Origin of the sequence: Streptomyces olivaceus (assembly GCF_000721235.1) — a bacterium.
GTDB lineage: Bacteria > Actinomycetota > Actinomycetes > Streptomycetales > Streptomycetaceae > Streptomyces > Streptomyces olivaceus.
This window is the reverse complement of sequence record NZ_JOFH01000046.1, coordinates 1-24909: the sequence shown is the minus strand read 5'-3', so window position 1 is coordinate 24909 and position 24909 is coordinate 1. Positions and strand designations below refer to the sequence as shown.

General features: G+C 72.3%; 20 protein-coding genes. 13 read left to right on the top strand and 7 right to left on the bottom strand.

The window, feature by feature from the left end; genetic code table 11:
* Positions 1 to 208: 208 nt before the first annotated feature.
* A complete protein-coding gene (locus IG94_RS0133980) occupies positions 209 to 1582 on the bottom strand; it encodes an aspartate aminotransferase family protein (protein WP_031046457.1) in 1374 nt (457 codons plus the stop codon).
* Positions 1583 to 1584: 2 nt separating this feature from the next.
* Positions 1585 to 2085 (bottom strand): Lrp/AsnC family transcriptional regulator, encoded by a 501-nt coding sequence (locus tag IG94_RS0133975; RefSeq protein ID WP_031046454.1) that lies wholly within the window; start codon positions 2083 to 2085, stop codon positions 1585 to 1587.
* Positions 2086 to 2265: 180 nt separating this feature from the next.
* Between IG94_RS0133975 and IG94_RS0133970 the strand changes: the two genes are divergently transcribed.
* Positions 2266 to 3705, top strand: coding sequence for a gamma-aminobutyraldehyde dehydrogenase (locus tag IG94_RS0133970; protein WP_031046451.1), 1440 nt, complete (start codon positions 2266 to 2268; stop codon positions 3703 to 3705).
* Between the two features lie 165 nt (positions 3706 to 3870).
* Here the strand turns inward: IG94_RS0133970 and IG94_RS0133965 are convergent, their stop codons facing one another.
* Positions 3871 to 4572 carry a glycerophosphodiester phosphodiesterase gene (locus tag IG94_RS0133965; RefSeq protein ID WP_031046448.1) on the bottom strand — a complete coding sequence of 234 codons (702 nt, stop codon included), beginning with the start codon at positions 4570 to 4572 and terminating at the stop codon, positions 3871 to 3873.
* 11 nt (positions 4573 to 4583) lie between these two features.
* On the bottom strand, positions 4584 to 5645 hold the full coding sequence (locus IG94_RS0133960) for an adenosine deaminase (protein ID WP_031046446.1): 1062 nt from the start codon (positions 5643 to 5645) through the stop codon (positions 4584 to 4586).
* 155 nt (positions 5646 to 5800) lie between these two features.
* Here IG94_RS0133960 and IG94_RS0133955 point away from each other — a divergent pair, with 155 nt between their 5' ends.
* Positions 5801 to 6496, top strand: a complete 696-nt coding sequence (locus IG94_RS0133955) for a DUF4190 domain-containing protein (RefSeq protein ID WP_031046443.1) — start codon at positions 5801 to 5803, stop codon at positions 6494 to 6496.
* Positions 6497 to 6554: 58 nt separating this feature from the next.
* Entirely contained in the window at positions 6555 to 7019 is a 465-nt protein-coding gene (locus IG94_RS0133950) for a DUF4190 domain-containing protein (protein WP_031046441.1), read from the top strand.
* Positions 7020 to 7101: 82 nt separating this feature from the next.
* Here the strand turns inward: IG94_RS0133950 and ybiA are convergent, their stop codons facing one another.
* The gene (gene ybiA, locus IG94_RS0133945) at positions 7102 to 7737 is read right to left on the bottom strand and encodes a riboflavin biosynthesis intermediates N-glycosidase (RefSeq protein ID WP_037768225.1); all 636 of its coding nucleotides are present in this window, start codon (positions 7735 to 7737) and stop codon (positions 7102 to 7104) included.
* A 257-nt stretch (positions 7738 to 7994) separates the two neighbouring features.
* Here ybiA and IG94_RS0133940 point away from each other — a divergent pair, with 257 nt between their 5' ends.
* The 8 genes from IG94_RS0133940 (at position 7995) to IG94_RS0133905 (ending at position 17751) form a co-directional block, all read left to right on the top strand.
* Positions 7995 to 9530, top strand: a complete 1536-nt coding sequence (locus IG94_RS0133940; RefSeq protein WP_031046437.1) for a gamma-aminobutyraldehyde dehydrogenase — start codon at positions 7995 to 7997, stop codon at positions 9528 to 9530.
* Between the two features lie 63 nt (positions 9531 to 9593).
* Positions 9594 to 10841, top strand: coding sequence for a polyamine ABC transporter substrate-binding protein (locus IG94_RS0133935; protein ID WP_031046434.1), 1248 nt, complete (start codon positions 9594 to 9596; stop codon positions 10839 to 10841).
* A gap of 5 nt (positions 10842 to 10846) precedes the next feature.
* The gene (locus tag IG94_RS0133930; protein WP_031046431.1) at positions 10847 to 12040 is read left to right on the top strand and encodes an ABC transporter ATP-binding protein; all 1194 of its coding nucleotides are present in this window, start codon (positions 10847 to 10849) and stop codon (positions 12038 to 12040) included.
* Positions 12040 to 12969 (top strand): ABC transporter permease, encoded by a 930-nt coding sequence (locus IG94_RS0133925; RefSeq protein ID WP_031046428.1) that lies wholly within the window; start codon positions 12040 to 12042, stop codon positions 12967 to 12969. The genes IG94_RS0133930 and IG94_RS0133925 overlap by 1 nt, the downstream gene beginning before the upstream one ends.
* A complete protein-coding gene (locus IG94_RS0133920) occupies positions 12970 to 13782 on the top strand; it encodes an ABC transporter permease (RefSeq protein ID WP_031046425.1) in 813 nt (270 codons plus the stop codon). It begins immediately after the preceding gene.
* 35 nt (positions 13783 to 13817) lie between these two features.
* Complete coding sequence (locus tag IG94_RS0133915; RefSeq protein ID WP_031046422.1) at positions 13818 to 15245, top strand: NAD(P)/FAD-dependent oxidoreductase; 1428 nt, start codon at positions 13818 to 13820, stop codon at positions 15243 to 15245.
* Between the two features lie 131 nt (positions 15246 to 15376).
* Positions 15377 to 15835 (top strand): hypothetical protein, encoded by a 459-nt coding sequence (locus IG94_RS0133910; protein WP_031046419.1) that lies wholly within the window; start codon positions 15377 to 15379, stop codon positions 15833 to 15835.
* 98 nt (positions 15836 to 15933) lie between these two features.
* Positions 15934 to 17751, top strand: a complete 1818-nt coding sequence (locus tag IG94_RS0133905; protein ID WP_031046407.1) for a chitinase — start codon at positions 15934 to 15936, stop codon at positions 17749 to 17751.
* Here the strand turns inward: IG94_RS0133905 and IG94_RS0133900 are convergent.
* Positions 17690 to 18418 carry a phosphatase PAP2 family protein gene (locus IG94_RS0133900; RefSeq protein WP_043485422.1) on the bottom strand — a complete coding sequence of 243 codons (729 nt, stop codon included), beginning with the start codon at positions 18416 to 18418 and terminating at the stop codon, positions 17690 to 17692. The genes IG94_RS0133905 and IG94_RS0133900 overlap by 62 nt on opposite strands.
* Positions 18419 to 18863: 445 nt before the next feature.
* On the bottom strand, positions 18864 to 20198 hold the full coding sequence (gene gabT, locus IG94_RS0133895) for a 4-aminobutyrate--2-oxoglutarate transaminase (RefSeq protein WP_031046403.1): 1335 nt from the start codon (positions 20196 to 20198) through the stop codon (positions 18864 to 18866).
* A gap of 310 nt (positions 20199 to 20508) precedes the next feature.
* On the opposite strand from gabT, the gene IG94_RS0133890 reads away from it, so the two are divergent.
* Entirely contained in the window at positions 20509 to 22956 is a 2448-nt protein-coding gene (locus tag IG94_RS0133890; RefSeq protein WP_031046401.1) for a type IV secretory system conjugative DNA transfer family protein, read from the top strand.
* Positions 22957 to 23111: 155 nt separating this feature from the next.
* Positions 23112 to 24752 carry a PucR family transcriptional regulator gene (locus IG94_RS0133885; RefSeq protein WP_031046399.1) on the top strand — a complete coding sequence of 547 codons (1641 nt, stop codon included), beginning with the start codon at positions 23112 to 23114 and terminating at the stop codon, positions 24750 to 24752.
* Positions 24753 to 24909 lie beyond the last annotated feature (157 nt).

Sequence of the window (24909 nt, the reverse complement as noted above, 5' to 3'; positions counted from 1 at the left end):
CCTCGGTTCTGATCCGTATTTCCCCGTTCACGTCCCTCTTCCGGGGGAACGAAGACGGGACCGATCGGTCACTGGGCACGCTAAGCAGTCACCGCGCGGGGGCCGGACAGCGCGCGGCCCCGGGCCGCCGTGTCTCACTCGAACGGGCGGCACCGGGGCCGGCTGATCATCCGAAAGGATGGTCGAAGCATGAGCGGTGGGGCAGGGCTCAGAGCTTGGTCCACGCCTCCGTCAGCGTCGCGCGGAGTATCTGCTCGATCTCGTCGAAGGTCACCTGGTTCGAGATCAGCGGCGGGGCGAGCTGGACGACCGGGTCGCCGCGGTCGTCGGCGCGGCAGTACAGCCCGTTCTCGAACAGCTTCTTCGACAGGAAGCCGTACAGGACGCGCTCGGTCTCCTCCTCGTCGAAGGTCTCCTTGGTGGTCTTGTCCTTGACCAGTTCGATGCCGTAGAAGAAGCCGTTGCCGCGGACGTCGCCGACGATCGGCAGGTCGTGCAGCTTCTCCAGCGTCGCCCGGAAGGCGCCCTCGTTGTCCAGGACGTGCTGGTTGAGGCCCTCGCGCTCGAAGAGGTCGAGGTTGGCGAGGCCCACCGCGGCGGAGACCGGGTGGCCGCCGAAGGTGTAGCCGTGCAGGAAGGTGTTGTCGCCCCGGTAGAACGGCTCGGCCAGGCGGTCGGAGACGACGCACGCGCCGATGGGGGAGTAGCCCGACGTCATGCCCTTGGCGCAGGTGATCATGTCCGGGACGTAGCCGAACTTGTCGCAGGCGAAGGTCGTGCCGAGCCTGCCGAAGGCGCAGATGACCTCGTCCGAGACGAGCAGCACGTCGTACTGGTCGCAGATCTCGCGCACCCGCCGGAAGTAGCCGGGCGGGGGCGGGAAGCAGCCGCCGGCGTTCTGCACGGGCTCCAGGAAGACCGCCGCGACCGTCTCCGGGCCCTCGAAGAGGATCTGCTGCTCGATCTGGTCGGCGGCCCAGCGGCCGAAGGCCTCGGGGTCGTCGCCGAAGAGCGGGGCCCGGTAGATGTTGGTGTTGGGCACCTTGTGCGCGCCCGGGACCAGCGGCTCGAAGGGAGCCTTGAGCGCCGGCAGGCCGGTGATGGACAGGGCGCCCTGCGGAGTGCCGTGGTAGGCCACCGCGCGGGAGATCACTTTGTACTTGGTCGGCTTGCCGGTCAGCTTGAAGTACTGCTTGGCGAGCTTCCAGGCCGTCTCGACCGCCTCGCCGCCGCCCGTGGTGAAGAAGACCTTGTTGAGGTCGCCCGGAGCCTCGTGCGCGAGGCGCTCGGCCAGCTCGACGGCCTTGGGGTGGGCGTAGGACCACACCGGGAAGAAGGCCAGCTCCTGCGCCTGCTTCGCGGCGGTCTCCGCCAGCTCCTGGCGGCCGTGCCCGGCCTGGACCACGAACAGGCCGGCGAGGCCGTCGAGGTAGCGCTTGCCCCGGTCGTCGTAGATGTGGGTGCCCTCGCCGCGGACGATGGTGGGGACGGGGGCGTTCTCGTACGACGACATGCGGGTGAAGTGCATCCACAGGTGGTCGTAGGCGGTCCGGCTGAGGTCCTTGGGACGGTCGGTGCTCACGATTATCGGGTTCCCCACATGTAGGTCTGCTTCTTGAGCCTGAGGTAGACGAAGCTCTCGGTGGAGCGCACGCCGGGGACGGCCCGGATGCGGCGGTTGATGACCTCCAGGAGATGGTCGTCGTCCTCGCAGACGACCTCCACCATCAGGTCGAAGGAGCCCGCGGTCATCACCACGTACTCGCACTCCGACATGGCCGCGAGCGCCTCGGCCACCGACTCCACGTCGCCCTCGACGTTGACGCCGACCATCGCCTGGCGCCGGAACCCGACCGTGAGCGGGTCCGTGACGGCGACGATCTGCATCACGCCCTGGTCGAGCAGCTTCTGGACGCGCTGGCGCACGGCCGCCTCCGACAGGCCCACGGCCTTGCCGATGGCGGCGTACGGCCGGCGGCCGTCCTCCTGGAGCTGCTCGATGATGGCGAGGGAGACGGCGTCCAACTGGGGACCGCCGCTCCGGGACTCGCGGGAGTCCTTCTGGTCTGCGCTTCGACTGGCCACGGCTTCACTGTGCCCGACGTATCGATTGTTTCGCAAGGCCGGATCGATGAAATCCGTTGTCTGGGTCGCCGTGAACTACGGATATCGCAACCCTGGGGGGAGCGGGGGTGTTGAAAACGTCGGAAGTCCGTCTAGGGTGGGTGTCTCAATTACTGGACACCCGAACTTGGAGGGCCGGCAGTGAGCACCGAACTGCGTCGTGTGCGCAACTACATCGACGGTGAGTTCCGGGACGCCGCCGACGGACGGACCACGGAAGTGGTCAACCCCGCCACGGGCGAGGCCTACGCGCGTGCCCCCCTGTCCGGGCAGGCCGACGTGGACGCCGCCATGGCCGCGGCGGCGGCGGCCTTCCCCGCCTGGCGTGACCTGGTCCCGGCCGAGCGGCAGAAGGCCCTGCTGAAGATCGCGGACGCGTTCGAGGAGCGGGCCGAGGAACTGATCGCGGCCGAGGTGGAGAACACGGGCAAGCCGATCGGGCTGACCCGCTCCGAGGAGATCCCGCCGATGGTCGACCAGATCCGGTTCTTCGCCGGTGCGGCTCGGATGCTGGAGGGACGCGGCGCCGGTGAGTACATGGAGGGGCTGACCTCCTTCGTGCGCCGCGAGCCGATCGGCGTCTGTGCGCAGGTCGCGCCGTGGAACTACCCGATGATGATGGCCGTGTGGAAGTTCGCCCCGGCGCTCGCCGCGGGCAACACCGTCGTCCTCAAGCCCTCGGACACCACCCCCGCCTCCACGGTCCTGATGGCCGACATCATCGGCTCGATCGTGCCCAAGGGCGTCTTCAACGTCGTCTGCGGCGACCGCGACACCGGCCGCCTGATGGTCGAGCACCCCACCCCGGCGATGGCCTCCATCACCGGCTCCGTGCGGGCCGGCATGTCGGTCGCCGAGACCGCCTCGAAGGACCTTAAGCGCGTCCACCTGGAGCTGGGCGGCAAGGCGCCGGTCGTCGTCTTCGAGGACACCGACATCCCCAAGGCCGTCGAGGGCATCTCGGAGGCGGGCTACTTCAACGCGGGCCAGGACTGCACGGCCGCCACCCGCGTGCTGGTCCACGAGTCGGTCCACGACGAGTTCGTCAGCGCCCTCGCGAAGGCCGCGTCCGAGATCAAGACCGGCATGCCCGACGACGAGGACGTCCTGTACGGCCCGCTCAACAACCCGAACCAGCTGAAGCAGGTCTCCGGCTTCGTCGAGCGGCTGCCCGCGCACGCCAAGGTCGAGGCGGGCGGCCACCGGGTCGGCGACAAGGGCTACTTCTACGCCCCGACCGTCGTCTCCGGCCTCAAGCAGGACGACGAGATCATCCAGCAGGAGGTCTTCGGCCCGGTCATCACCGTCCAGTCCTTCCGCGACGAGGACCAGGCCGTCGAGTGGGCCAACGGCGTCGAGTACGCGCTGGCCTCCTCGGTGTGGACCAAGGACCACGGCCGCGCGATGCGGATGTCCAGGCGGCTGGACTTCGGCTGCGTGTGGATCAACACCCACATCCCGCTGGTCGCCGAGATGCCCCACGGCGGCTTCAAGAAGTCCGGCTACGGCAAGGACCTGTCGGGGTACGGCTTCGACGACTACACGCGGATCAAGCACGTGATGACGTCGCTGGACGCCTGACCCCACGCGGTGCGCGGCCCCGGACGGAACCCCTTCGGCCTCCGTCCGGGGCCGCGGTGCCTGCGGGGCGCAGACGACGGACGCGCGCGGTGGACACCCGGGCCCGGCACCGGGCACCCGGCACGGAGCCGGGCCCGGCTACCGAGCCTCTCCTACCGCGCCCGGCTACCGAGCACGGCCGTCCCGGAGAGCGGTCAGTACCTCCACGCGGTTGGTCGTGATCGAGTCGACGCCCAGGGAGAGGAGACGGCGCATGGTGCGGCGGGTGTCGGGGGTCCAGACGGAGAGGCGGAGGCCGTCGGCGTGGACGCGGTCGGCCAGGGCGCGGTCGACCAGGCCGAAGCGGTAGTTGAGCCACCTCGGCCCGACCGCCGCCAGCAGCGCGGGCCGGGGCGGGGCCGCCGTCGTCCAGGTCAGCGCGATCTCGGCGGCGGGGTCGGCGGCGCGCACACGGAGCATGGTGGCGGCGCCCGCGCAGTAGTAGACGCGGTCCGCCGCCCCGCACTCGCGGACCACGTCCACGATGCGCCGCACCGCGCGGTCGCCCGGCGCACCCGGCAGGTCGAGCAGCAGCCGGCCCCCGGCGGTCGCGGCCAGCGCCTCGGCGAGCGTCGGCACCCGGCCCGCCGTCAGCCCCCGTACCTCCTCGGCCGACAGCGAGCGCACCGGCCGGTCCTGCTCCCACAGCCGTTCCAGCGTCTCGTCGTGCAGGAGCACCGGTACGCCGTCCCGGGTCAGGCGTACGTCCGTCTCGACCGCGTCCGCGCCGCGGTCCAGGGCCGAGCGCAGGGAGTCGATCGTGTTCTCGCGGTGCCGGTAGGGGTCGCCGCGGTGGGCCACGGCGGTCACGTCGCGCGGGGAGGTCATGGGGGCAACTCTCAGGAGGTGAGCCAGGCGGCGGTGTACGTGTCGATCTCGTCGATGATCCTCGCCCTGCCCGCCGGGTCGAGGAAGGAGGCCTCGACGCCGGCCCGCGCCAGGTCGGCGAGGCCGCGTTCGTCCAGGCCGAGGAGGCGGGCGGCGACCGCGTACTCGTTGTTCAGGTCGGTGCCGAACATCGGCGGGTCGTCGGAGTTGATCGTCACCGGGACACCGGCGCGGACGAACTCCTTGATCGGGTGCTCGTCCAGCGTGCGCACCGCGCGGGTGGCGATGTTCGACGTCGGGCACACCTCCAGCGGGATGCGCCGCTCGGCGAGGTGGGCGAGGAGCTTCGGGTCCTCGGCGGAGCTGGTCCCGTGGCCGATGCGTTCGGCGTTCAGGTGGGTCAGGGCGTCCCACACCGTCTGCGGGCCGGTGGTCTCGCCCGCGTGCGGCACCGAGTGCAGCCCGGCGGCGATCGCGCGGTCGAAGTACGGCTTGAACTGCGGGCGGGCCACCCCGATCTCCGGTCCGCCGAGGCCGAAGGAGACCAGGCCCTCCGGACGCAGCCGGTCGTCGGTGGCGAGCCGCACCGTCTCCTCGGCGGACTCCAGACCGGCCTCGCCGGGGATGTCGAAGCACCAGCGCAGTACGGTCCCGAACTCGGCCTCCGCCGACTTGCGGGCGTCCTCGATCGCGTCCATGAACGCGCGCTCGTCGATGCCGCGCCGGGTGGAGGAGAACGGGGTGATGGTCAGCTCGGCGTACCGTACCTGCTGCCGGGCCAGCTCCCGGGCCACCTCGTACGTCAGAAGCCGCACGTCCTCGGGGGTCCGGATCAGGCTGACGACGGACAGGTACACGTCGATGAAGTGCGCGAAGTCCGTGAACGTGAAGTAGTCGACCAGGGCCTCGGGGTCGCTGGGGACCTTGGAGTCGGGATGGCGGGCGGCCAGTTCGGAGACGATGCGCGGGGAGGCGGAACCGACGTGGTGGACGTGCAACTCGGCCTTGGGCAGCCCGGCGATGAAGGCGTGCAGGTCGCGCGGGACGTCGGGGTCGACGAGGTGCTCGGTCATGGGTTCCTCCCCAAGGCGGCGCCCCGGGCCGCGCACGGCGGCGGGTGGGACGCGGGTGATCGGCTGATCGGTGGCTCGGGATCATCGTAGGCCGGTGGCGGGCCGGGCGGTCCGGGACCGTAGCATGACGGGCACGAACGACCCAGGGGGCAGGCATGACGGACGCAGCACGGCCGGGCGGGGACTCCGCCGCTGATCGCGATCCCTGGGCGCCGCCCGAGAGCAGGCCGTCGCTGCACAAGGACGGCGACGCCGGCCCGGCCCGGCCGCAGGAGCCGCCCAGGACCCCCGCCGACGACGTGCCGCCCTGGCAGCCGCCGCCCGCCGTGCACGACCAGCCCACGGTCACGTCGATGCCGAACGCCGGGTTCGGCGGCGGTCCCGACGGCGCGGTGCCGCCCCCGCCGGTCGCGCCCGGCGGCCCCGCTCCCGTGCCGGGCGCCGCGCCCGGGTACGGCTACCCCGCTTACCCCCAGGGGTACAGCCAGGGCTACGGCTGGCCCGGCATGCCGATGCCGCCGCAGAACGGCATGGGCACCGCGTCGATGGTCCTCGGCATACTCGCCTGCGCGCTGTTCTGCATGTACGGCGTGGTCTCCGTGGTCCTCGGCGTCCTCGCCGTGGTCTTCGGCGTCAAGGGGCGCCGCAGGGCGGAGCAGGGACTGGCCAACAACCACGGGCAGGCCCAGGCCGGCTTCGTCATGGGCATCGTCGGCATCATCCTCGGCGTCGTCGTGATCGCCCTGATCGCCATCGGGATCACCGCCGCGATCAACGAGGACTCGGACTACGACGACCCCTACTACGGCGCCGTGCGCCAGGTGCCGGTCTCGGCGGCGGTCCAGCGCTGACATTCGCCGCGTACGGACTCCTCTACGATGTCAGGCGCCAACGAGGGGAGAGCAGTTCATGTCGCACACCAATCCCGGCCCCGGGGGCTACGGCCCGCCGCCGCAGCCGGGGCAGCCGCCCGCCGGGGGGTACGCGTACCCGCAGTCCGCGCCGGGGTCGGCGCCCGGGTACGGCTATCCGGCGGCGCCGGGACCGTCGTACCCGGCAGCCCCTCCCGCGGGGTACCCCCAGGCTCCCGGCTACGCGATGCCGATGCAGCCCAGCAACGGCATGGGGACCTCGGGACTGGTGCTCGGGATCATCGGCGTCGTGTGCAGCCTGACCTTCTTCCTCTGGTTCTTCGGCGTCGTCCTGGGCGTGCTCGCGATCATCTTCGGCGCGGTCGGCCGCGGGAAGGCCGGCCGGGGCGAGGCGACCAACAAGGGCGCCGCGACCGCCGGTCTCGTCCTCGGCATCGTCGCCACCGTCGTTCTGCCGCTGCTCGGCATCCTCGCCTTCGCGAGCCTCATGAGCCTCGCCTGAGCCCGTTCGGGCGGACGGCGACGGGGTGTGAAAGGGGGGCGGCCTCATCGCCGCTCCCTCAGCCGCCTCCTCAGCGCCCCCCTCAGTCACTTCCCCTCAGCCGCTCCCGTGCCGCCATCAGCGCGAAGCCCAGCAGGTTCGGCCCCCGCCACCGCTCCGGATCCGTCGCCCGCGCGTCGTCCGCGGCCAGGCCGATGCCCCACACCCGGTCCACGGGGCTCGCCTCCACCAGCACTCTCCCGCCCGTGCCCAGCAGAAAAGCACGCAGCGCCGGGTCCGAGGCGAACTTGTGGACGCTGCCGTCGACCACGATCCCGAACCGCTCCCGCCGCCACACCGCCTCGTCGAAACCGCGTACCAGCCGGCCCGCCTTCTTCGCCTCGGCCGGGTGACCGGCCGACAGCACCCGCCGCTCGGCCCCGGCGTCCTCGAAGAGCCGGGCCTTGGCGGCCATCATCCAGTGCTCCGCCGTCGCGTACTCGACCCCGGCGACGGTGAACGGCGACGGCCACCACTGGCTCAGGCAGCCTGGTCCCACCCGGCCGTCCGCGGCCGGCCGGTGCCCCCAGAAACACAGGTACTTGATCCGCGAGCCCGCCCGGACCCGCCCGACCAGCGCCTCCCGGCTGTCGATCCCCGCCGGCGAGCCGTCCGGCTCCGCGGCCCCGCCCGTCGCCCCCGTGTGCGTCCCCATGCAGGCGAGTCTGGCACGCGCCACTGACACTCCGTCCGACCCTTTCCGTGGCGACTCGACACCTGGTCGACAGATTTCGTCGCGTAACCAAATGGCAACAACGGAATCACTTGTTGGGGGCGTAGTGCTCTGTCAGGATCGGCACTCACATCGAGCCTGAGCCACGTCAGACCGAGCCACGTCAAGCCAAGCCAAGCCACGTCAAGTCAAGCCAAGCCAAGCCACGTCAGGCCGAGCCACGTCAGGCCGGACCCGGCACGGGGAGACCGAGGAGAGCCGACATGCACAACCCGGGCAACGCCGCCCCGGACCGAGCCGCGGCCCAGGAGCGCTTCGCGGACGGGGCGCAGTACATCGCGGGCCGCCCGACCGAGGGCACCTCGGGACGCACGCACACGGTCGTCGACCCGGCGACCGGCGCGGAGGTCCTGACCTACGGGCTCGCCGGCCCCGACGACGTCGACGCGGCCGTCGCCGCGGCGCGGAAGGCGTTCCCGGGCTGGGCCGGCGCCACCCCGGGCGAGCGGTCCGACGCCCTGCACCGCTTCGCCGCCGTCCTGGCCGACCGTGCAGAGGACTTCGCCCGCGCGGAGTCGCTGCAGTGCGGCAAACCGCTGAAGCTGACCCGCGAGTTCGACGTGCCGGGGAGCGTCGACAACGCGGCCTTCTTCGCCGGCGCGGCCCGGCAGCTGGAGGGCCGGTCGGCGGGGGAGTACTCCGGCGACCACACCTCGTACGTCCGCCGCGAACCGATCGGTGTCGTGGGCTCGATCGCGCCGTGGAACTACCCGCTGCAGATGGCCGCGTGGAAGATCCTCCCGGCGATCGCGGCCGGCAACACCGTCGTGCTGAAGCCCGCCGAGATCACCCCGCTCACCTCCCTGATGTTCGCGCAGGCGGCCACCGCGGCGGGCATCCCGGACGGCGTGGTCAACATCGTCAGCGGCACCGGACGGGAGGCCGGCGAGCACCTCGTCGCCCACCCCGACGTCGCCATGACCTCCTTCACCGGGTCCACGGCCGTCGGAAAGCGCGTCGCCGAGCTGGCCACCGCCACCGTCAAGCGCCTCCACCTGGAGCTGGGCGGCAAGGCGCCCTTCCTCGTCTTCGACGACGCCGACCTCGAAGCCGCCGTACACGGCGCGGTCGCGGGCGCGCTCATCAACACCGGCCAGGACTGCACGGCCGCCACCCGCGCCTACGTCCAACGGCCCCTGTACGAGGCGTTCGTCGAGAAGACCGCCGCCCTCATGGACACCGTCCGCGTCGGCGACCCCTTCGCCCCGGGCACCGACCTGGGCCCGCTGGTCAGCCGGGCCCAGCGGGACCGCGTCGCCGGGTTCGTCGACCGGGCCCGCTCCTACGCGCGCGTGGTGTGCGGCGGCGAGGCACCGCAGGGCGACCTCCGCCACGGCGCCTACTACCGGCCCACGCTCATCGCCGACGCCGCCCAGGACAGCGAGGCCGTCCAGTCCGAGATCTTCGGCCCCGTCCTGGTCGTCCTGCCCTTCGACGGCGACGACGAGGGCATCCGGCTGGCCAACGACACGCCGTACGGGCTGGCCGCCTCCGCCTGGAGCCGGGACGTGTACCGGGCGAACCGCGCCACCCGCGAGATCAGGGCGGGCTGCGTGTGGATCAACGACCACATCCCGATCATCAGCGAGATGCCGCACGGCGGATACCGGGCGTCCGGCTTCGGCAAGGACATGTCCGCCTACTCCTTCGAGGAGTACACGCAGGTCAAGCACGTCATGTTCGACAACACCGCGGTGGCGGCCAAGGACTGGCACCGCACCGTCTTCGGGGACCGGTAGGACCGACCGCCATCACGCCAGGCCGCCGACCACGGCCGACCCACCGGAAGGGCAACCACGCGCATGCAGCAGTACGAGCCCGAACGCCTGTCCCCGGCCCGAGCCGCCGCCGTGCGGCGCTCACTCAGAAGCGGCAGGGCCGCCCTCACCCGCCGCTCACTGCTGCGCACCGCCACGGGCGGCGCGCTCGCGGCCGGCGGACTCGGCGCGCTGACCGGCTGCGGCATCCCCGCGGCCGGCAAGTCCGAGGGCGGCGTCCCGGCCGAGGACCACTCGAAGGACGAGAAGCAGGTCCGCTTCTCCAACTGGACCGAGTACATGGACGTCGACGACAGCGGGCGGCGCCACCCCACCCTGGAGGCGTTCACCGAGCGCACCGGCGTCGAGGTCACCTACACCGAGGACATCAACGACAACAGCGAGTTCTTCGGCAAGATCCAGCCGCAGCTCGCCGCCGGCCAGGAGACCGGCCGGGACATCGTCGTCCTCACCGACTGGCTGGCCGCGCGCCTGATCCGCCTCGGCTGGGTGCAGAAGCTGGACCCGGCCAACCTGCCGCACGCCTTCGCCAACCTGTCGCCCCAGTTCCGCACCCCCGACTGGGACCCGGGCCGCGCCTACTCCTACCCCTGGCAGGGCATCTCCGCCGTCATCGCCTACAACAAGAAGGCGCTGGACGGCACCGAGGTCACCTCGGTCTCCGACCTGCTCGACGACCCGAAACTCAAGGGCCGGGTCGGCTTCCTCACCGAGATGCGCGACACCGTCGGCATGATGCTGCTCGACATGGGCAAGGACCCGGCCCGCTTCAGCGACGACGACTACGACGCGGCGATCGACCGGCTCCAGAAGGGTGTCGACCGAGGCCAGATACGCCGGTTCACCGGCAACGACTACACCTCCGACCTCAGCAAGGGCGACCTCGCGGCCTGTCTGGCCTGGGCCGGGGACGTCGTCCAGCTGAAGGCCGACAACCCGGACATCGACTTCGTCATCCCGGACAGCGGCTACGTCACGTCGAGCGACAACATGCTGATCCCCAACAAGGCACGGCACAAGACGAACGCCGAACGGCTCATCGACTACTACTACGAGCCGGGCCCGGCCGCGGAACTCGCCGCCTACATCAACTTCGTCTGTCCCGTGGACGGCGTGAAGGACGACCTGGCGAAGCTCGACGAGGAGGCGGCGGACAACCCGCTGATCATTCCCGACCAGGCCATGCAGGCCAAGTCGCACTCCTTCCGCTCCCTGAGCGCGGAGGAAGAGACGGCCTGCGAAGAGAAGTTCGCGAAGCTCACCGGGGCGTGACGACGATGACGACGAAAGCGACGACGAGCCGGCCGGACGCGGCGGACCGCGGCGGCGACGTCCGCCTCACCGGCATCGGCAAGACCTACGGCTCCTTCACCGCCGTGCACCCGCTCGACCTGACCGTGGAACAGGGCTCCTTCTTCGCCCTGCTCGGCGCCTCCGGTTGCGGCAAGACCACCACCCTGCGCATGATCGCCGGACTGGAGGAGCCGAGCAGCGGCACCGTCCACCTCGGCGACCAGGACGTGACCGCGCTGCCGCCCTACAAGCGGCCGGTCAACACGGTCTTCCAGTCCTACGCCCTCTTCCCGCACCTCGACGTCCACGAGAACGTCGCCTTCGGCCTGCGCCGGCGGGGCATCAAGAGCGTGAAGAAGCAGGTCGCGGAGATGCTCGACCTGGTCCAGCTCGGCGAGCAGGCCCGCAAGAAGCCGCACCAGCTCTCCGGCGGCCAGCAGCAGCGCGTCGCCGTCGCCCGCGCCCTCATCAACCACCCGAAGGTGCTCCTCCTAGACGAGCCTCTCGGCGCCCTCGACCTCAAGCTGCGCCGCCGGATGCAGCTGGAGCTCAAACGCATCCAGACCGAGGTCGGCATCACCTTCGTGCACGTCACCCACGACCAGGAGGAGGCCATGACGATGGCCGACCGGGTGGCCGTGATGAACGCCGGCCGCGTTGAGCAACTGGGCACCCCCGCCGACCTGTACGAGAACCCGCGGACCACCTTCGTCGCCAACTTCCTCGGCACCTCCAACCTCATCGAGGCCGAGGTCGACACCCGCGGCGGCGACGACCTCGTCGTGCGGGCGGCCGGCGGCAAGCTGGCGCTGCCGGGCGCCCGGTGTTCCGCGCCCGCGAAGGCGGGTGGCAAGGTGCTGGTCGGCATACGCCCCGAGAAGATCAGCCTCACCCACGCGGACGACGCGGGCTCGGTCCCCGAGGGCCGCAACCGTGTCACCGGAAGGATCCGCAGCAGCAGTTTCATCGGCGTCTCCACCCAGTACGTCGTCGACTGCCCGGCCTGCCCCGAGTTCGAGGTCTACGCCCAGAACATCGACCGCGATCCCCGCCTCGCGCCAGGCGCCGACGTCGTCCTGCACTGGGACCCGGCGCACACCTTCGGGCTGGACGCCGACCAGTCCGTGCTCGCGGGGACGACGGGCGAGGCGGGTATCGCCGAGGGCGGGGCCGCCTGATGCCGACCCTCACCGAGGCGCCGCCACCGCCCTCGCCGCCCGCGCCGGAGAAGAAGCCCCCGCTCCGCAGGGGCCGCTGGACGCCGTACTGGCTGCTGCTGCCCGGCGTCCTGTGGCTGATCGTCTTCTTCGCGGCGCCGATGATCTACCAGGCCTCCACCTCCGTGCAGACGGGCTCGCTGGAGGAGGGCTACAAGGTCACCTGGCACTTCGCGACCTACTGGGACGCGCTGTCCGAGTACTGGCCGCAGTTCCTGCGCTCGGTCGCCTATGCGGCCTCCGCGACCGTGCTGTGCCTGCTGCTCGGCTATCCGCTGGCGTACCTGATCGCCTTCCGCGCGGGCCGCTGGCGGAACCTGATCATGATCCTGGTGATCGCGCCGTTCTTCACCAGCTTCCTGATCCGCACCCTGGCCTGGAAGACGATCCTCGCGGACGGCGGCCCGGTCGTCGACGTCCTCAACACGCTGCACGTCCTGGACGCCACCGGCTGGCTCGGCTGGACCTCCGGCGACCGCGTGCTGGCCACGCCGCTCGCGGTGGTCTGCGGTCTGACGTACAACTTCCTGCCCTTCATGATCCTGCCGCTCTACACCTCGCTGGAGCGCATCGACGGCCGGCTGCACGAGGCGGCGGGGGACCTGTACGCCAAGCCGTCCACGGTCTTCCGCAAGGTCACCTTCCCGCTGTCGATGCCGGGCGTCGTCTCGGGCACGCTGCTGACCTTCATCCCGGCGACCGGCGACTACGTCAACGCGTCGCTGCTGGGCTCGGCCGACACCGGCATGATCGGAAACGTGATCCAGTCGCAGTTCCTGCGGGTCCTGGACTATCCGACGGCGGCGGCGCTCTCCTTCATTCTGATGGCCGCCATCCTCGCCATGGTCACCCTCTACATTCGCCGGTCCGGGACGGAGGACCTGGTTTAAATGGCCTTCGCCGCTTCCCTCGTGAACTGGTTCAAGCGCAATCTGGTCGTCGTCGCCGGACTGCTGACACTCGCCTATCTCCTGCTGCCCAACGTCGTCGTCACCGTGTTCTCGTTCAACAGACCGAACGGACGCTTCAACTACGAATGGCAGCAGTTCTCCACGGACGCCTGGAAAGACCCGTGCGGCGTCGCCGGACTCTGCGGCTCCCTCTCGCTCAGCCTCCAGATCGCCCTCTGGGCCACCCTGTGCGCCACCGCGCTCGGCACCGCGATCGCCTTCGCGCTCGTCCGCTACCGCTTCCGCGCGCGCGGCGCGATCAACTCGCTGATCTTCCTGCCGATGGCGATGCCCGAGGTCGTGATGGCCGCCTCGCTGCTCACCCTGTTCCTCAACATGGGTGCTCAGCTGGGCTTCTGGACCATCCTGATCGCTCACATCATGTTCTGCCTCAGTTTCGTCGTGACGGCCGTCAAGGCGCGCGTGATGTCGATGGACCCGCGCCTGGAGCAGGCGGCGCAGGACCTGTACGCCGGCCCCCTCCAGACCTTCCTGCGGGTCACGCTGCCGATCGCCGCGCCCGGCATCGCGGCGGGTGCGCTGCTCGCCTTCGCGCTCTCTTTCGACGATTTCATCATCACCAATTTCAACGCGGGTTCGACCGTCACCTTCCCGATGTTCGTCTGGGGATCGGCCCAGCGCGGAACGCCCGTTCAGATCAATGTCGTCGGCACGGCCATGTTCGTCGTCGCCGTACTGTTCGTCCTGGCCGCCATGGCCGTCGGCAACCGCAGGAATCGCCGCAAGGCGTGAAGCGCACCTGAGAGAATTCGTGGGGAGTTGAAATCATGGCCCCCAGCGCCATGAGCCGCAGCAACGACTGGACGAAATCCCTTTCCGACGCCCAGCCGGTCCCGTACTGGCTGGACGACCCCGGCCGCCCCCGCCCCGAGCCCGCCCTCACCGGCCCCGAGACCTGCGACCTGCTGGTGGTGGGCGGTGGCTACAGCGGGCTGTGGACGGCGCTGACCGCCAAGGAGCGGGACCCCCACCGGGACGTCGTCCTGGTCGAGGGCCGTGAGGTGGGCTGGGCCGCCTCCGGCCGCAACGGAGGCTTCTGTGCCGCCTCCCTCACCCACGGACTGGCCAACGGCCTCACCCGCTGGCCCGACGAGATCCACCGGCTGGAGGAACTGGGCGCCCGCAACCTCGACGCGATCGAGGCGGCGGTGGTCCGCCACGGCCTGGACTGCGACTTCGAGCGCACCGGCGAGATCGACGTCGCCACCGCGCCCCACCAGGCACGCGAACTGGAGGAGTGGTACGAGGAGATCAGCGCCGAGGGCCTCGCCGAGGGCATCGAGTACCTGGACGCCGGGGCCGTGCGGGAGCAGGTCGACTCACCGACCTTCCGGGCCGGCCTCTGGGACCGGCGGGGCGTGGCGATGGTCGACCCGGCCAAGCTGGCCTGGGGCCTCAAACGGGCCTGCCTCGGCCTCGGCGTGCGCGTCTACGAGCACACCCCCGCGCTCACCCTCAAGCCGTACGGCGCCGGCATGGCCGTACGCACCCCCTACGGCGGGGTCCGCGCCCGCACCGTCGCGCTCGGCACCAACATCTTCCCGAACCTGGTCCGCCGGGTGCGCCCGTACACCGTCCCCGTCTACGACTACGCCCTGATGACCGAGCCGCTCGGCGCCGAGCGGCTGGCCTCGATCGGCTGGCACAACCGCCAGGGCCTCGGGGACAGCGCCAACCAGTTCCACTACTTCCGGCTCTCCGCCGACAACCGGATCCTGTGGGGCGGCTACGACGCGATCTACCCGTACGGCGGCCGGGTGCGGGCCGAGTACGACGACCGGCCCGAGACCTACGCCAAGCTCGCCGGGCACTTCTTCACGTGCTTCCCGCAACTGGAGGGCATCCGGTTCACCCACGCCTGGGGCGGTGCGATCGACACCTGCTCGCGCTTCTCGGCCTTCTTCGGCACCGCGCACCGGGGGAGGGTCGCCTACGCGGCCGGGTACACCGGCCTGGGGGTGGGCGCGACCAGGTTCGGCGCCGAGGTGATGCTGGACCTGCTGTCGGGGGAGCGCACCGAGCGCACCGAACTGGAGATGGTGCGCAGGAAGCCGCTGCCGTTCCCGCCCGAGCCCCTCGCCTGGACCGGGATCGCGCTCACCAAGTGGTCCCTGGCCCGCGCCGACGCGCACGGCGGCCGGCGCAACCTGTGGCTGCGGACGATGGACCGGCTGGGCCTCGGCTTCGACAGCTGAGCCGTACGCCGGACCCCGGTGCTGTGACCCGGGTCACCCCAATGAGATGCGGCAACCCGCGTAATGCTGCCGGGAGACCTCCCTCTCCCTCGTGACGCACCCCGCGTCGACGAGTGAAAGGGAGGTTCCACATGCCTGGTGCGAAGACGGCGGTCGCGTGGCTGGCATCCGTCGCACCGGATCCCGAGGTCTGCCGCCGGGACTGGGAGCGCGACCCGTCGGGCGTCGCGCTGCTGCCCGCGGGCAAGGCCTGGGACGTGCTCATCCTGCCGAGCAGGCTCGGCTATCCGACCCTCGACGTGCTCTCCCGCGTCCTGGACCAACCCGGCCCGGTGCTCGCCGACTTCGGCGACGCGCGCACGGGCTTCTTCGTGCCGGCCGGCACGGCGGCCCGCTGGGTGGGCACGGGCGTCCGGACGGCCGGGCTCGGCACCTGGATCGTGGTGCCGTACCCCGGCGGGCTGTCGTCCGGCGGCACCCGCTGGCTGGTCCCGCCGGACGGGACGGGCACCCTCACCGACCCCTCGCTCCTGGAGCTGGCGATGCACGAGGCGGCGGCGGCTCTCGCGGTGGAGGGGGGCGGGGGGTGAGCGGAGGGTGAGATGCACAAGGGGTTGACAACAGAATTGGTCTGGACCAAGTTGGGCGCGCTCCACCCTCCCCATCTCCCCCATGTCCGGAGGCACTTGTGGAACGCTCCAGACCACTCGCCCGTCGCCCCCTCGTCACGCTGCTCACGGCCGCGGCCCTCGCCGCGTCCGGCCTGACCGCGCTCACGTCGGCCGCCCGTGCGGCCGACGCGGACCTGGCCAAAAACGGCGGCTTCGAGACCGCCCTCGACGGCTGGACCTGTACGGCGGGCGCGATCGTGACCTCGCCCGTCCACAGCGGCACGTCGGCCCTGAAGGCCACCCCGGCCGGCGCCGACAACGCCCGCTGCGCCCAGACGGTCAGCGTGAAACCGGACTCCCAGTACACGCTCTCCGGATACGTCCAGGGCGCCTACGTCTACCTCGGCGCGAGCGGCACCGGCACCACCGACGTCTCCACCTGGACCCAGTCCGCCCCCGACTGGCAGCAGTTGACGACCACCTTCCGCACCGGCCCGTCGACCACCGAGGTCACCGTCTACACCCACGGCTGGTACGGCACCGGCGCCTACCACGCCGACGACATCACCCTGACCGGCCCCGGGGGCGGGACAAGTCAGCCCCCGGCGCCCCCGGGCGGCCTGACGGCCGGCTCCGCGACCTCCTCCAGCATCGCCCTGTCCTGGTCACCGGTACCGGGCGCCACGGGATACGCCGTCTACCGCGACGGCGCCAGGGTCCGCACGGTCACCGGCACCTCCACCACCGTCACCGGCCTGAGCCCCGCGACGGCGTACGCCTTCCAGATCGCCGCGGTCAACGCCGCGGGCGAGTCGGCCCGCTCCGCCACGGTCACGGCGACCACCGCCCAGCGCCCGGACGACGGCGGCGGCTCCTCCGACCTCCCGGCCCACGCCCTGGTCGGCTACCTCCACGCGAGTTTCGCCAACGGCTCCGGCTACACGCGCATGGCCGACGTACCCGACAGCTGGGACGTCATCGACCTGGCTTTCGGCGAGCCCACCTCGGTCACCTCCGGCGACATCCGCTTCGAGCGCTGCCCCGTCGCCGAATGCCCGGACGTGGAGAGCGACGCCGAGTTCAAGGCCGCGATCAAGGCCAAGCAGGCGGCCGGCAAGAAGGTGCTCATCTCCATCGGCGGCCAGAACGGCCAGGTGCAGCTGACCACCGCCGCCGCCCGCGACACCTTCGTCTCGTCCGTCTCCGCGATCATCGACGAGTACGGCCTCGACGGCCTCGACATCGACTTCGAGGGCCACTCGCTGTCGCTGGACGCCGACGACACGGACTTCAAGAACCCGACGACCCCCGTCGTCGTCAACCTCGTCTCGGCCGTCAAGACCCTCAAGGCCAAGTACGGCGACGCCTTCGCGCTGACGATGGCGCCCGAGACGTTCTTCGTCCAGCTCGGCTACCAGTACTACGGCACCGGCCAGTGGGGCGGCCAGGACCCGCGAGCCGGGGCCTACCTGCCCGTCATCCACGCCCTGCGCGACGACCTGACCCTGCTGCACGTCCAGGACTACAACTCCGGCCCGATCATGGGCCTGGACGACCAGTACCACTCCATGGGCGGCGCCGACTTCCACATCGCCATGACCGACATGCTGCTCACCGGCTTCCCGGTCGCCGGCGACGCGGACAACGTCTTCCCGCCGCTGCGCCCCGACCAGATCGCGATCGGCATGCCGGCCTCCGTCAACGCGGGCAACGGCCACGTCTCCCCGGCGGAGGTCACCAAGACCCTGGACTGCCTGACGAAGAAGACCGACTGCGGCTCGTACACGACGCACGGGACCTGGCCGGACCTGCGCGGCCTGATGACGTGGTCGATCAACTGGGACCGGTTCTCGGACTGGGAGTTCCAGCAGAACTTCGACGCGTACTTCGGCTGACGGGCGGCGGGAGCGAACCGCCGGGCGGGGTCCGGCGGGCCACCGACCGGACCCCGGCCAGCAGCACCGCCCCCAGACACCAACTGGCCACCACGTCCAGGGGCCAGTGGTAGCCCCGCCGCACCAGCCCGTAGGAGGTGCCGAGGACCAGTACGGCGCACAGCACGACCAGCGCCCGGCGCACGGCCGGCCGGCGCAGCCGCCCGAGCAGCAGCAGCGTCGCCGCGCCGTACGCGACGACCGCCGTGGCGGTGTGGCCCGAGGGGTAGTAGCCGGTCGCGGGCGGCACCGCCGGGGTGCCGGGCCGGTCGGTCCACTCCTTCAGCGGGACGACCAGCGCCGGCACCAGCACCATCGCCACGGCCGCCGCGAGCGGCGGAAGCCACCAGCGGGCCGTGCCCGAGGCCCGCCCGTGCCACGCCGCGTACGCCAGCGCGACGACGAGCACGGGCCCGGCCACCTGCACGTTGCCCAGGTCGGCCAGCAGCTCGGAGAACCGGTCCGGATGGACGAGCGCCCGGCTCAGCCGCTCGTCCACCCCGGCCAGCGGCCCGTCGGCGACCACCTGCCAGGTGATCAGCGCGAAGAGGAGGACGGGCCCTGAAACGGCAAGGACGGCGAGGACGGCGAGGGGGCCGAGGGACGGGCGGAGCGGGGAGACCGGCATGCGGCCCAGCTTCGCAGGCCCGCCACGCGGAGGCGCCGGCGGCTTCCGGCCCATGAGACACCGAAGGGCCGGCACAAGGGGGGGGGAGTGTGCCGGCCCTTCGGTGAACCACCGCCCCGAGTGCCGAGGCGGTCGTCCTGACCGGAACGCCGCGCGCCCCGGGGGGTTTGGGGCGGGCGACCGTCCGATCGGTGAGGAGATCCGGAACCCGCGGGCTCCGGTTGTGTGCGCGAGGCACGACCAGGTCGAAGCTGGGGAAGCCGCGGCCTGATGAGCCGCCCACAGTCCCCTGTGGGCGGGTGTATCTCTCATCTGCGTAGAACCTACGGCAGGCGGTGCGCCCAGGACAGGGTCACCCGCGTCCTGCCATGCACCCCGCACACCTTCTTCACACGCTCTGCAGCCGCACCGTGCCGACGGGCCGGGACCGGCGCGGACCACGGGCTCAGAGGCCGGCGAGGGCCTGCTCGATGATGTCGAGGCCCTCGTTCAGCAGGTCCTCGCCGATCACCAGCGGGGGCAGGAAACGCAGCACGTTGCCGTAGGTGCCGCAGGTCAGGACCAGCAGGCCCGCCCGGTGGCAGGCCGCGGCGAGCGCGGCGGCCGCCCGCGGGTCCGGCTCCTTGGTGTCCCGGTCCGCGACCAGCTCGATCGCGATCATCGCGCCGCGGCCCCGGACGTCGCCGATCACGTCGAACTTCTCGGCCATGGCGGCGAGGCGGGGCTTCATGACCGCCTCGATGTGCCTGGCCCGGGCGTTCAGATCCAGCTCCCTCATCGTCTCGATGGCGCCGAGCGCGGCCGCGCACGCCACCGGGTTGCCGCCGTAGGTGCCGCCCAGGCCGCCGGCGTGGGCGGCGTCCATGATCTCGGCGCGGCCGGTGACGGCGGCCAGCGGCAGACCGCCCGCGATGCCCTTCGCCGTCGTGATCAGGTCCGGCACGATGCCCTCGTCCTCGCAGGCGAACCACTGGCCGGTGCGGCAGAAGCCGGACTGGATCTCGTCGGCGACGAAGACGATGCCGTGGTCCGCGGCGTACTGGCGCAGCGCGGGCAGGAAGCCCCTGGCCGGCTCGATGAAGCCGCCCTCGCCGAGCACCGGCTCGATCACGATCGCGGCGACGTTCTCCGCGCCGACCTGCTTGGTGATCTGGTCGATCGCCTGGGCCGCGGCCTCCGGGCCGGCGTTCTCCGGACCGGTCGGCCAGCGGTAGCCGTAGGCGACCGGCACGCGGTACACCTCGGGCGCGAAGGGGCCGAAGCCGTGCTTGTACGGCATGTTCTTCGCGGTCAGCGCCATCGTGAGGTTGGTCCGGCCGTGGTACCCGTGGTCGAAGGCGATCACGGCCTGCCGCCCGGTGTACGCACGCGCGATCTTGACGGCGTTCTCGACGGCCTCGGCGCCGCTGTTGAACAGCGCCGACTTCTTGGCGTGGTCGCCCGGCGTCAGCTCGGCCAGCGCCTCGGCGACGGCGACGTAGCCCTCGTACGGCGTCACCATGAAGCAGGTGTGGGTGAAGTCGGCGAGCTGGGCCGACGCCCTGCGCACGACGGCCTCGGCGGACGCGCCGACGGAGGTCACCGCGATGCCGGACCCGAAGTCGATCAGGCTGTTGCCGTCCACGTCCTCGACGACGCCGCCGCCGGCCCGGGTGACGAAGACGGGCAGGGTGGAGCCCACCCCCCGCGCGACCGCGGCCGTACGGCGGGCCTGCAGCTCCTGCGACTTGGGGCCGGGGATGGCGGTGACGACGCGGCGCTCCTGCGGAAGTGCGGTCATGGGGCGGCTCCTGGGGTTCTGCGGGACGTACGGGATCGGGCGCTGCGGACCCGAGGGGCGCTCGGGATCTGCGGGTTCCAGTGGACGTATGCCTTCTTTTCTCGCAGGCTAGGACCGGCCGCGCGGGGTGGGCATGCTCCATGTGGGCGTTGTCCGGGGTGCCGGTTGTCCGCCGTGGACATGTGACGGGGGCGGCGACATCCGGACACGTGCACGCGGGCCCGGCCGCGTAAGCGGTGAACTCCCCCTGCGAGGGCGTTAGATTGGCTCGCTGACGGTGGACGGAGCGGCAGGTCAGGGGGCAGGGGCGATGGAGAGCGACGGGAACCGGGACGCGCGGGGCACGCATGCGAATCCGGTGCCGCGTCCGGCGGCGCCTCCCCAGGTGCCGGGCAGGGCGCCCGCGATGCCGCCGCGACCGGCCCGGGCGCCGGGAGCGTCCGGAGTGCCCGGAGCACCCGGGGCGCCCGCGCAGGCGCCCCGTCCGCCGTCCGCCGTCGCCGACTGGCTGGACGCCCCGCGGCCGAGTGCCCGGACCGGAATCTGGCGGTTCGGCCACCAGCCGCCCAAGGAGACGCCGGAGCGGATCGCCCCGGTGACCGTCGTCGGCATGCTGGTCCCGCTCGCCCTGGCGTTCCTGCTCTGGTCCCTCTGGCAGCGCGGCGTCACCTCCAGCCAGTACGCTCCGCTGCGGCTGTTCACGCCGGAGGAGTGGTGGTGGGGCGGCACGGTGGCGTCCCCCAAGGTCTTCGACGACCGCTCGGTGGCGTCCCCCGGCGCGGAGGCCCTGGTGGTGTACGAGGGCATCGCCTTCGCCCTCCTGGGCTACTTCGTGGCCGCCCTCGGCAGCTGGCGCGCCATCGTCCGGCACTACGTCGTCCAGCGGCCCCAGCCCGCCCGCGCCCTGGCCGCGGCCCTGCTCGCCCTCGTCGCCCTCAGCTTCGTCTTCCCCGACGCCTTCCCGGTCGTCGGATGGTCCCCGGTACCGGTCGTCGACCCGCTGCTCTCGCTCACCGTGCTGATCTCCGGCAGCTACGACCTGATGGCGTCCCAGCTGTTCACGGACACGCTGTACGCGGTCGTCACCCTGCTCGTGGTGTGGCCGTTCGCCCGCCTCGGCGGCTGGCTGCCGTACGCGCGCAAGCTGCTCGCCGCCCGCGGGGCGGCTGCCGCCGACGGGCAGGAGGAGTCCGTACGCCCCCGCTCCCAGTGGCCCGCGCTCCGCGACCTGGGCCAGCACGAGGCCGCCGACCTGCTCGCCGGTGAGGTCGCCGGCGACCGCATGAACGACGTCGACTGCGCCCGCGTGGAGAACGCCCTGGCCGCCGCCCGGCGGGACGCCACGCTGGACGCCTTCCGCGACACCGTCCTGCGGCGCGGTGGCGCGGCCTGGACCCATCCCTCCGGCGCGCGGGACCTGCCGCGCCGGTCCGGCCACCACGACCTGCTGGCCGGACAGGTGCGGATCGGCCGCTGGGCGGCGGGCGAGCACACCCCGCGGCCGTACCACGACGCCGGTGCGGCCCTCGGCCCCGACGTGCTCGGCACCTCGCTGCTCGCCGTCGGCCCCTCCGGGTCGGGCAAGACCCGTACCCTCGTCGAGCCGGTGACCGAGACCCTCGCGCTCCACGCGCTCGCCGGGAGCTGCGCCGTCGTCGCCGTGTCCGCCGCCGGAAGGCCCCTCTGCGCCGACGGCGCCTTCGACGTGATCGTGCGCGTCGGCGACCCCTCCTCCGTGCACGACCTCGACCCGTACGCCGAAGCCGACGACGCGGACCAGGCGGCCGCCATCCTCGGCGAAGCCCTGGTGGGCGACCTCGACCCGGCGGGAGTGCAGGGCGCCGGCACCGCGCTGGCCCAGCTCCTCGGCCCCTACCGTGCCGTGCACGGCCGGTTCCCCTCCCTGCCGGAGCTGCACGAACTGCTGCAGGGCGAGGAGCACGCGCTGACCCGGCTGAGCGAGGCGCTCGCCGGGAGCGGGAACGACGTCATGCGCCGCGAGCTGGAGGCACGCGTCCGGCAGACGGGCACACCGGGCGACGTCGGCCGCGCCCTGGCCGACCGGCTGGCGCTGCTGAACCGGCCGGCGTTCGCCGACTTCTTCGGCGGCGGTGGCGCGAGCCGGCCGTTCTCCCTGCGCGCGGTCGCCCACCACCCGCTGCGGGTGCGGATCGACCTGCCGGAGCAGGGGCACGAGGAGGCCGGCCGGCTGATCACCCGCCTGGTCCTGGCGCAGTTCCACGCCGTCGTCCGGGAGAGCCGGCGCACCCACTTCGCGTGCCTGGTCCTGGACGACGCGACGGGCGCGGTCACCCCCGAGTCCGTCCGCCGCATCCAGCGGCTGCGTTCGCAGAACGCGGGTGTGCTGCTCGCCCTGCGCACCATCGGCGACGTCCCCGAGGCCCTGCACGGCCCCCTCTACGGGGCCGTGGGGTGCAGGATGGCGTTCAGCGGCGTCTCCACCTGGGACGGCAGCCGGTTCGCGCAGACCTGGGGGACCGGCTGGGTGGAGATGACGGAGGTCGCCAAGCACACGGTCTTCGCCGACCAGCCGATGACCCGGTTCTTCCACGCGGTGCGCAAACTGGTGACGGGCAAGGCGGTGACGACCGACGCCGTGACCGTGAAACAGGTCGAGCGGGAGCGCTGGTCGGCGTCGGAACTGGCGAACTCCGTACCGGCCGGGCACGCGGTGCTGTCCCTGACCAGCGTCGAGGGGGAGCACGCGCCGCCGCTGCTGGTGGATCTGCGGGGGTGAGCCCCGGGGCCGGACGCCGGGGACCCGTACAGTGAGGCAGAATCGACACAGGTCGTTCATACAGGACGGCCAAGTGACCACAGAGACTCCACTGACCGCGTACGGACCGCGCACCACCCCGCGCCCCCGGACGCAGACCCGAAGGCCCAGGCCACATGCCTCCCACGCTCGCCTCGCTCGTCCACCACTCGGCGCTCAAACTGACCGTGCGCGCGGGCAAGGACCGCCTCGACGTGCCGGTGCGCTGGGCCCACGTCAGTGAACTCGCCGACCCCGTCCCCTACATGGAGGGCGGCGAACTCCTGCTGATCACCGCCCTCAAGCTGGACGCCGAGGACGGCGAGGCGATGCGCCGGTACGTGAAGCGGCTGGTGGGCGCCGGCGTCGTGGGCCTGGGCTTCGCCGTGGGCGTCAACTACGACGACATCCCCGAGGCGCTGGTGGCGGCGGCCCGCCAGGAGGGACTGCCGCTCCTGGAGGTACCGCGCCGCACGCCCTTCCTGGCCATCAGCAAGGCCGTCTCCGCCGCGATCGCCGCCGACCAGTACCGCTCCGTCACCGCGGGCTTCGCCGCCCAGCGCGAACTGACCTGGCGGGCCCTGACCGACGGCCCGGAGGGCCTCCTCGCCGCGCTCGCCGGGCAGGTCGACGGCTGGGCGGCGTTGTACGACGCCTCGGGCGCCCTGGTGGCCACGGCACCGGCGTGGGCCGGCCGCAGGGCCGCGCGCCTCACGGCCGACGTGCAGCGACTGCGCGAACGCCCCGCACCGGCCTCCTCCGTGGTCGGCGGGACCGAGGACCCCGGCAGGCCGGGCAACGCCGACCGGGTCGAACTGCACTCCCTGGGCACGTCCCGCAGGCCCCGCTCCGCGCTCGCCGTCGGCACCGCCGCCGCCCCCGGCACCGCCGAGCGGTACGCCGTCCACTCCGCCATCGCGCTGCTCACCCTCATCACGGAACGCTCCACCTCCCTGCACGAGGCCGGCCTGCGCATCGACGCCGCCGTGCTGCGGATGCTGCTGGCCGGCGAACCCGACCACGCGCGCACGGTCGCCGGGGACCTGTACGGCGGGCTGCTGGACGCCCCCTTCCGCATCATCCTCGCGGACTCGACCCCGGCGAAGCCCCGCCCCGCCTCCGCCGCCGCACCGCCCACCGCGGACCCGGTCGGCAACCGCCTCGACACGCTCGCCGAGGTCGTGGAGTCCGCGGCGGCCCGCTCCGGCGAGTCGGTGCTCGTCGTCCCCGAGGGCGAGCGCCTGGTGGTGCTGGCCACCGACGGCGGCGCGGCCGTCACCGCCTGCGTCGAGTACGCCGCGTCGCTGGAGGCCGCCCGCCCGGCCCCCGACCCGATGACGGGCGGTGACGAGGAGGGCCTGGTCGTCGGCCTGTCGGCGCCGTCCGGGCCCATCGCCGCGTCCGGCGCCTACAAGCAGGCCGAGCAGGCGCTGTCGGTCGCCCGCCGGCGCGGCCGCGTCTGCGTGGAGCACGAGCACCTGGCGGCCGGGTCGGTGCTTCCCCTGCTGGCCGACGACGCGGTGCGCGCCTTCGCCGACGGCCTGCTGCGCGCCCTGCACGACCACGACGCCACCGGCCGGGGCGACCTGGTGGCCTCCTTGCGCGCGTGGCTCTCCCGCCACGGCCAGTGGGACGCCGCCGCGGCCGGCCTGGGCGTCCACCGCCACACCCTGCGCTACCGGATGCGCCGCGTGGAGGAGATCCTGGGCCGCTCCCTGGACGACCCCGACGTACGCATGGAACTGTGGCTGGCCCTGAAGACGACCTCCCCCACCTGACCAGCACCTTCGGCCCGTCCGGCGGTTGAGGACGAGGCCCGTCCGGGGCCGAGGGCGGGGGTCCGGGCGCGCAGCCCCGGGGACGGGAAGGGACGGCGGGAGCGAAACCCACCACCCCCGGCGCCCCCACCCCCACCACCCCCGGCCGGGCCTCGGC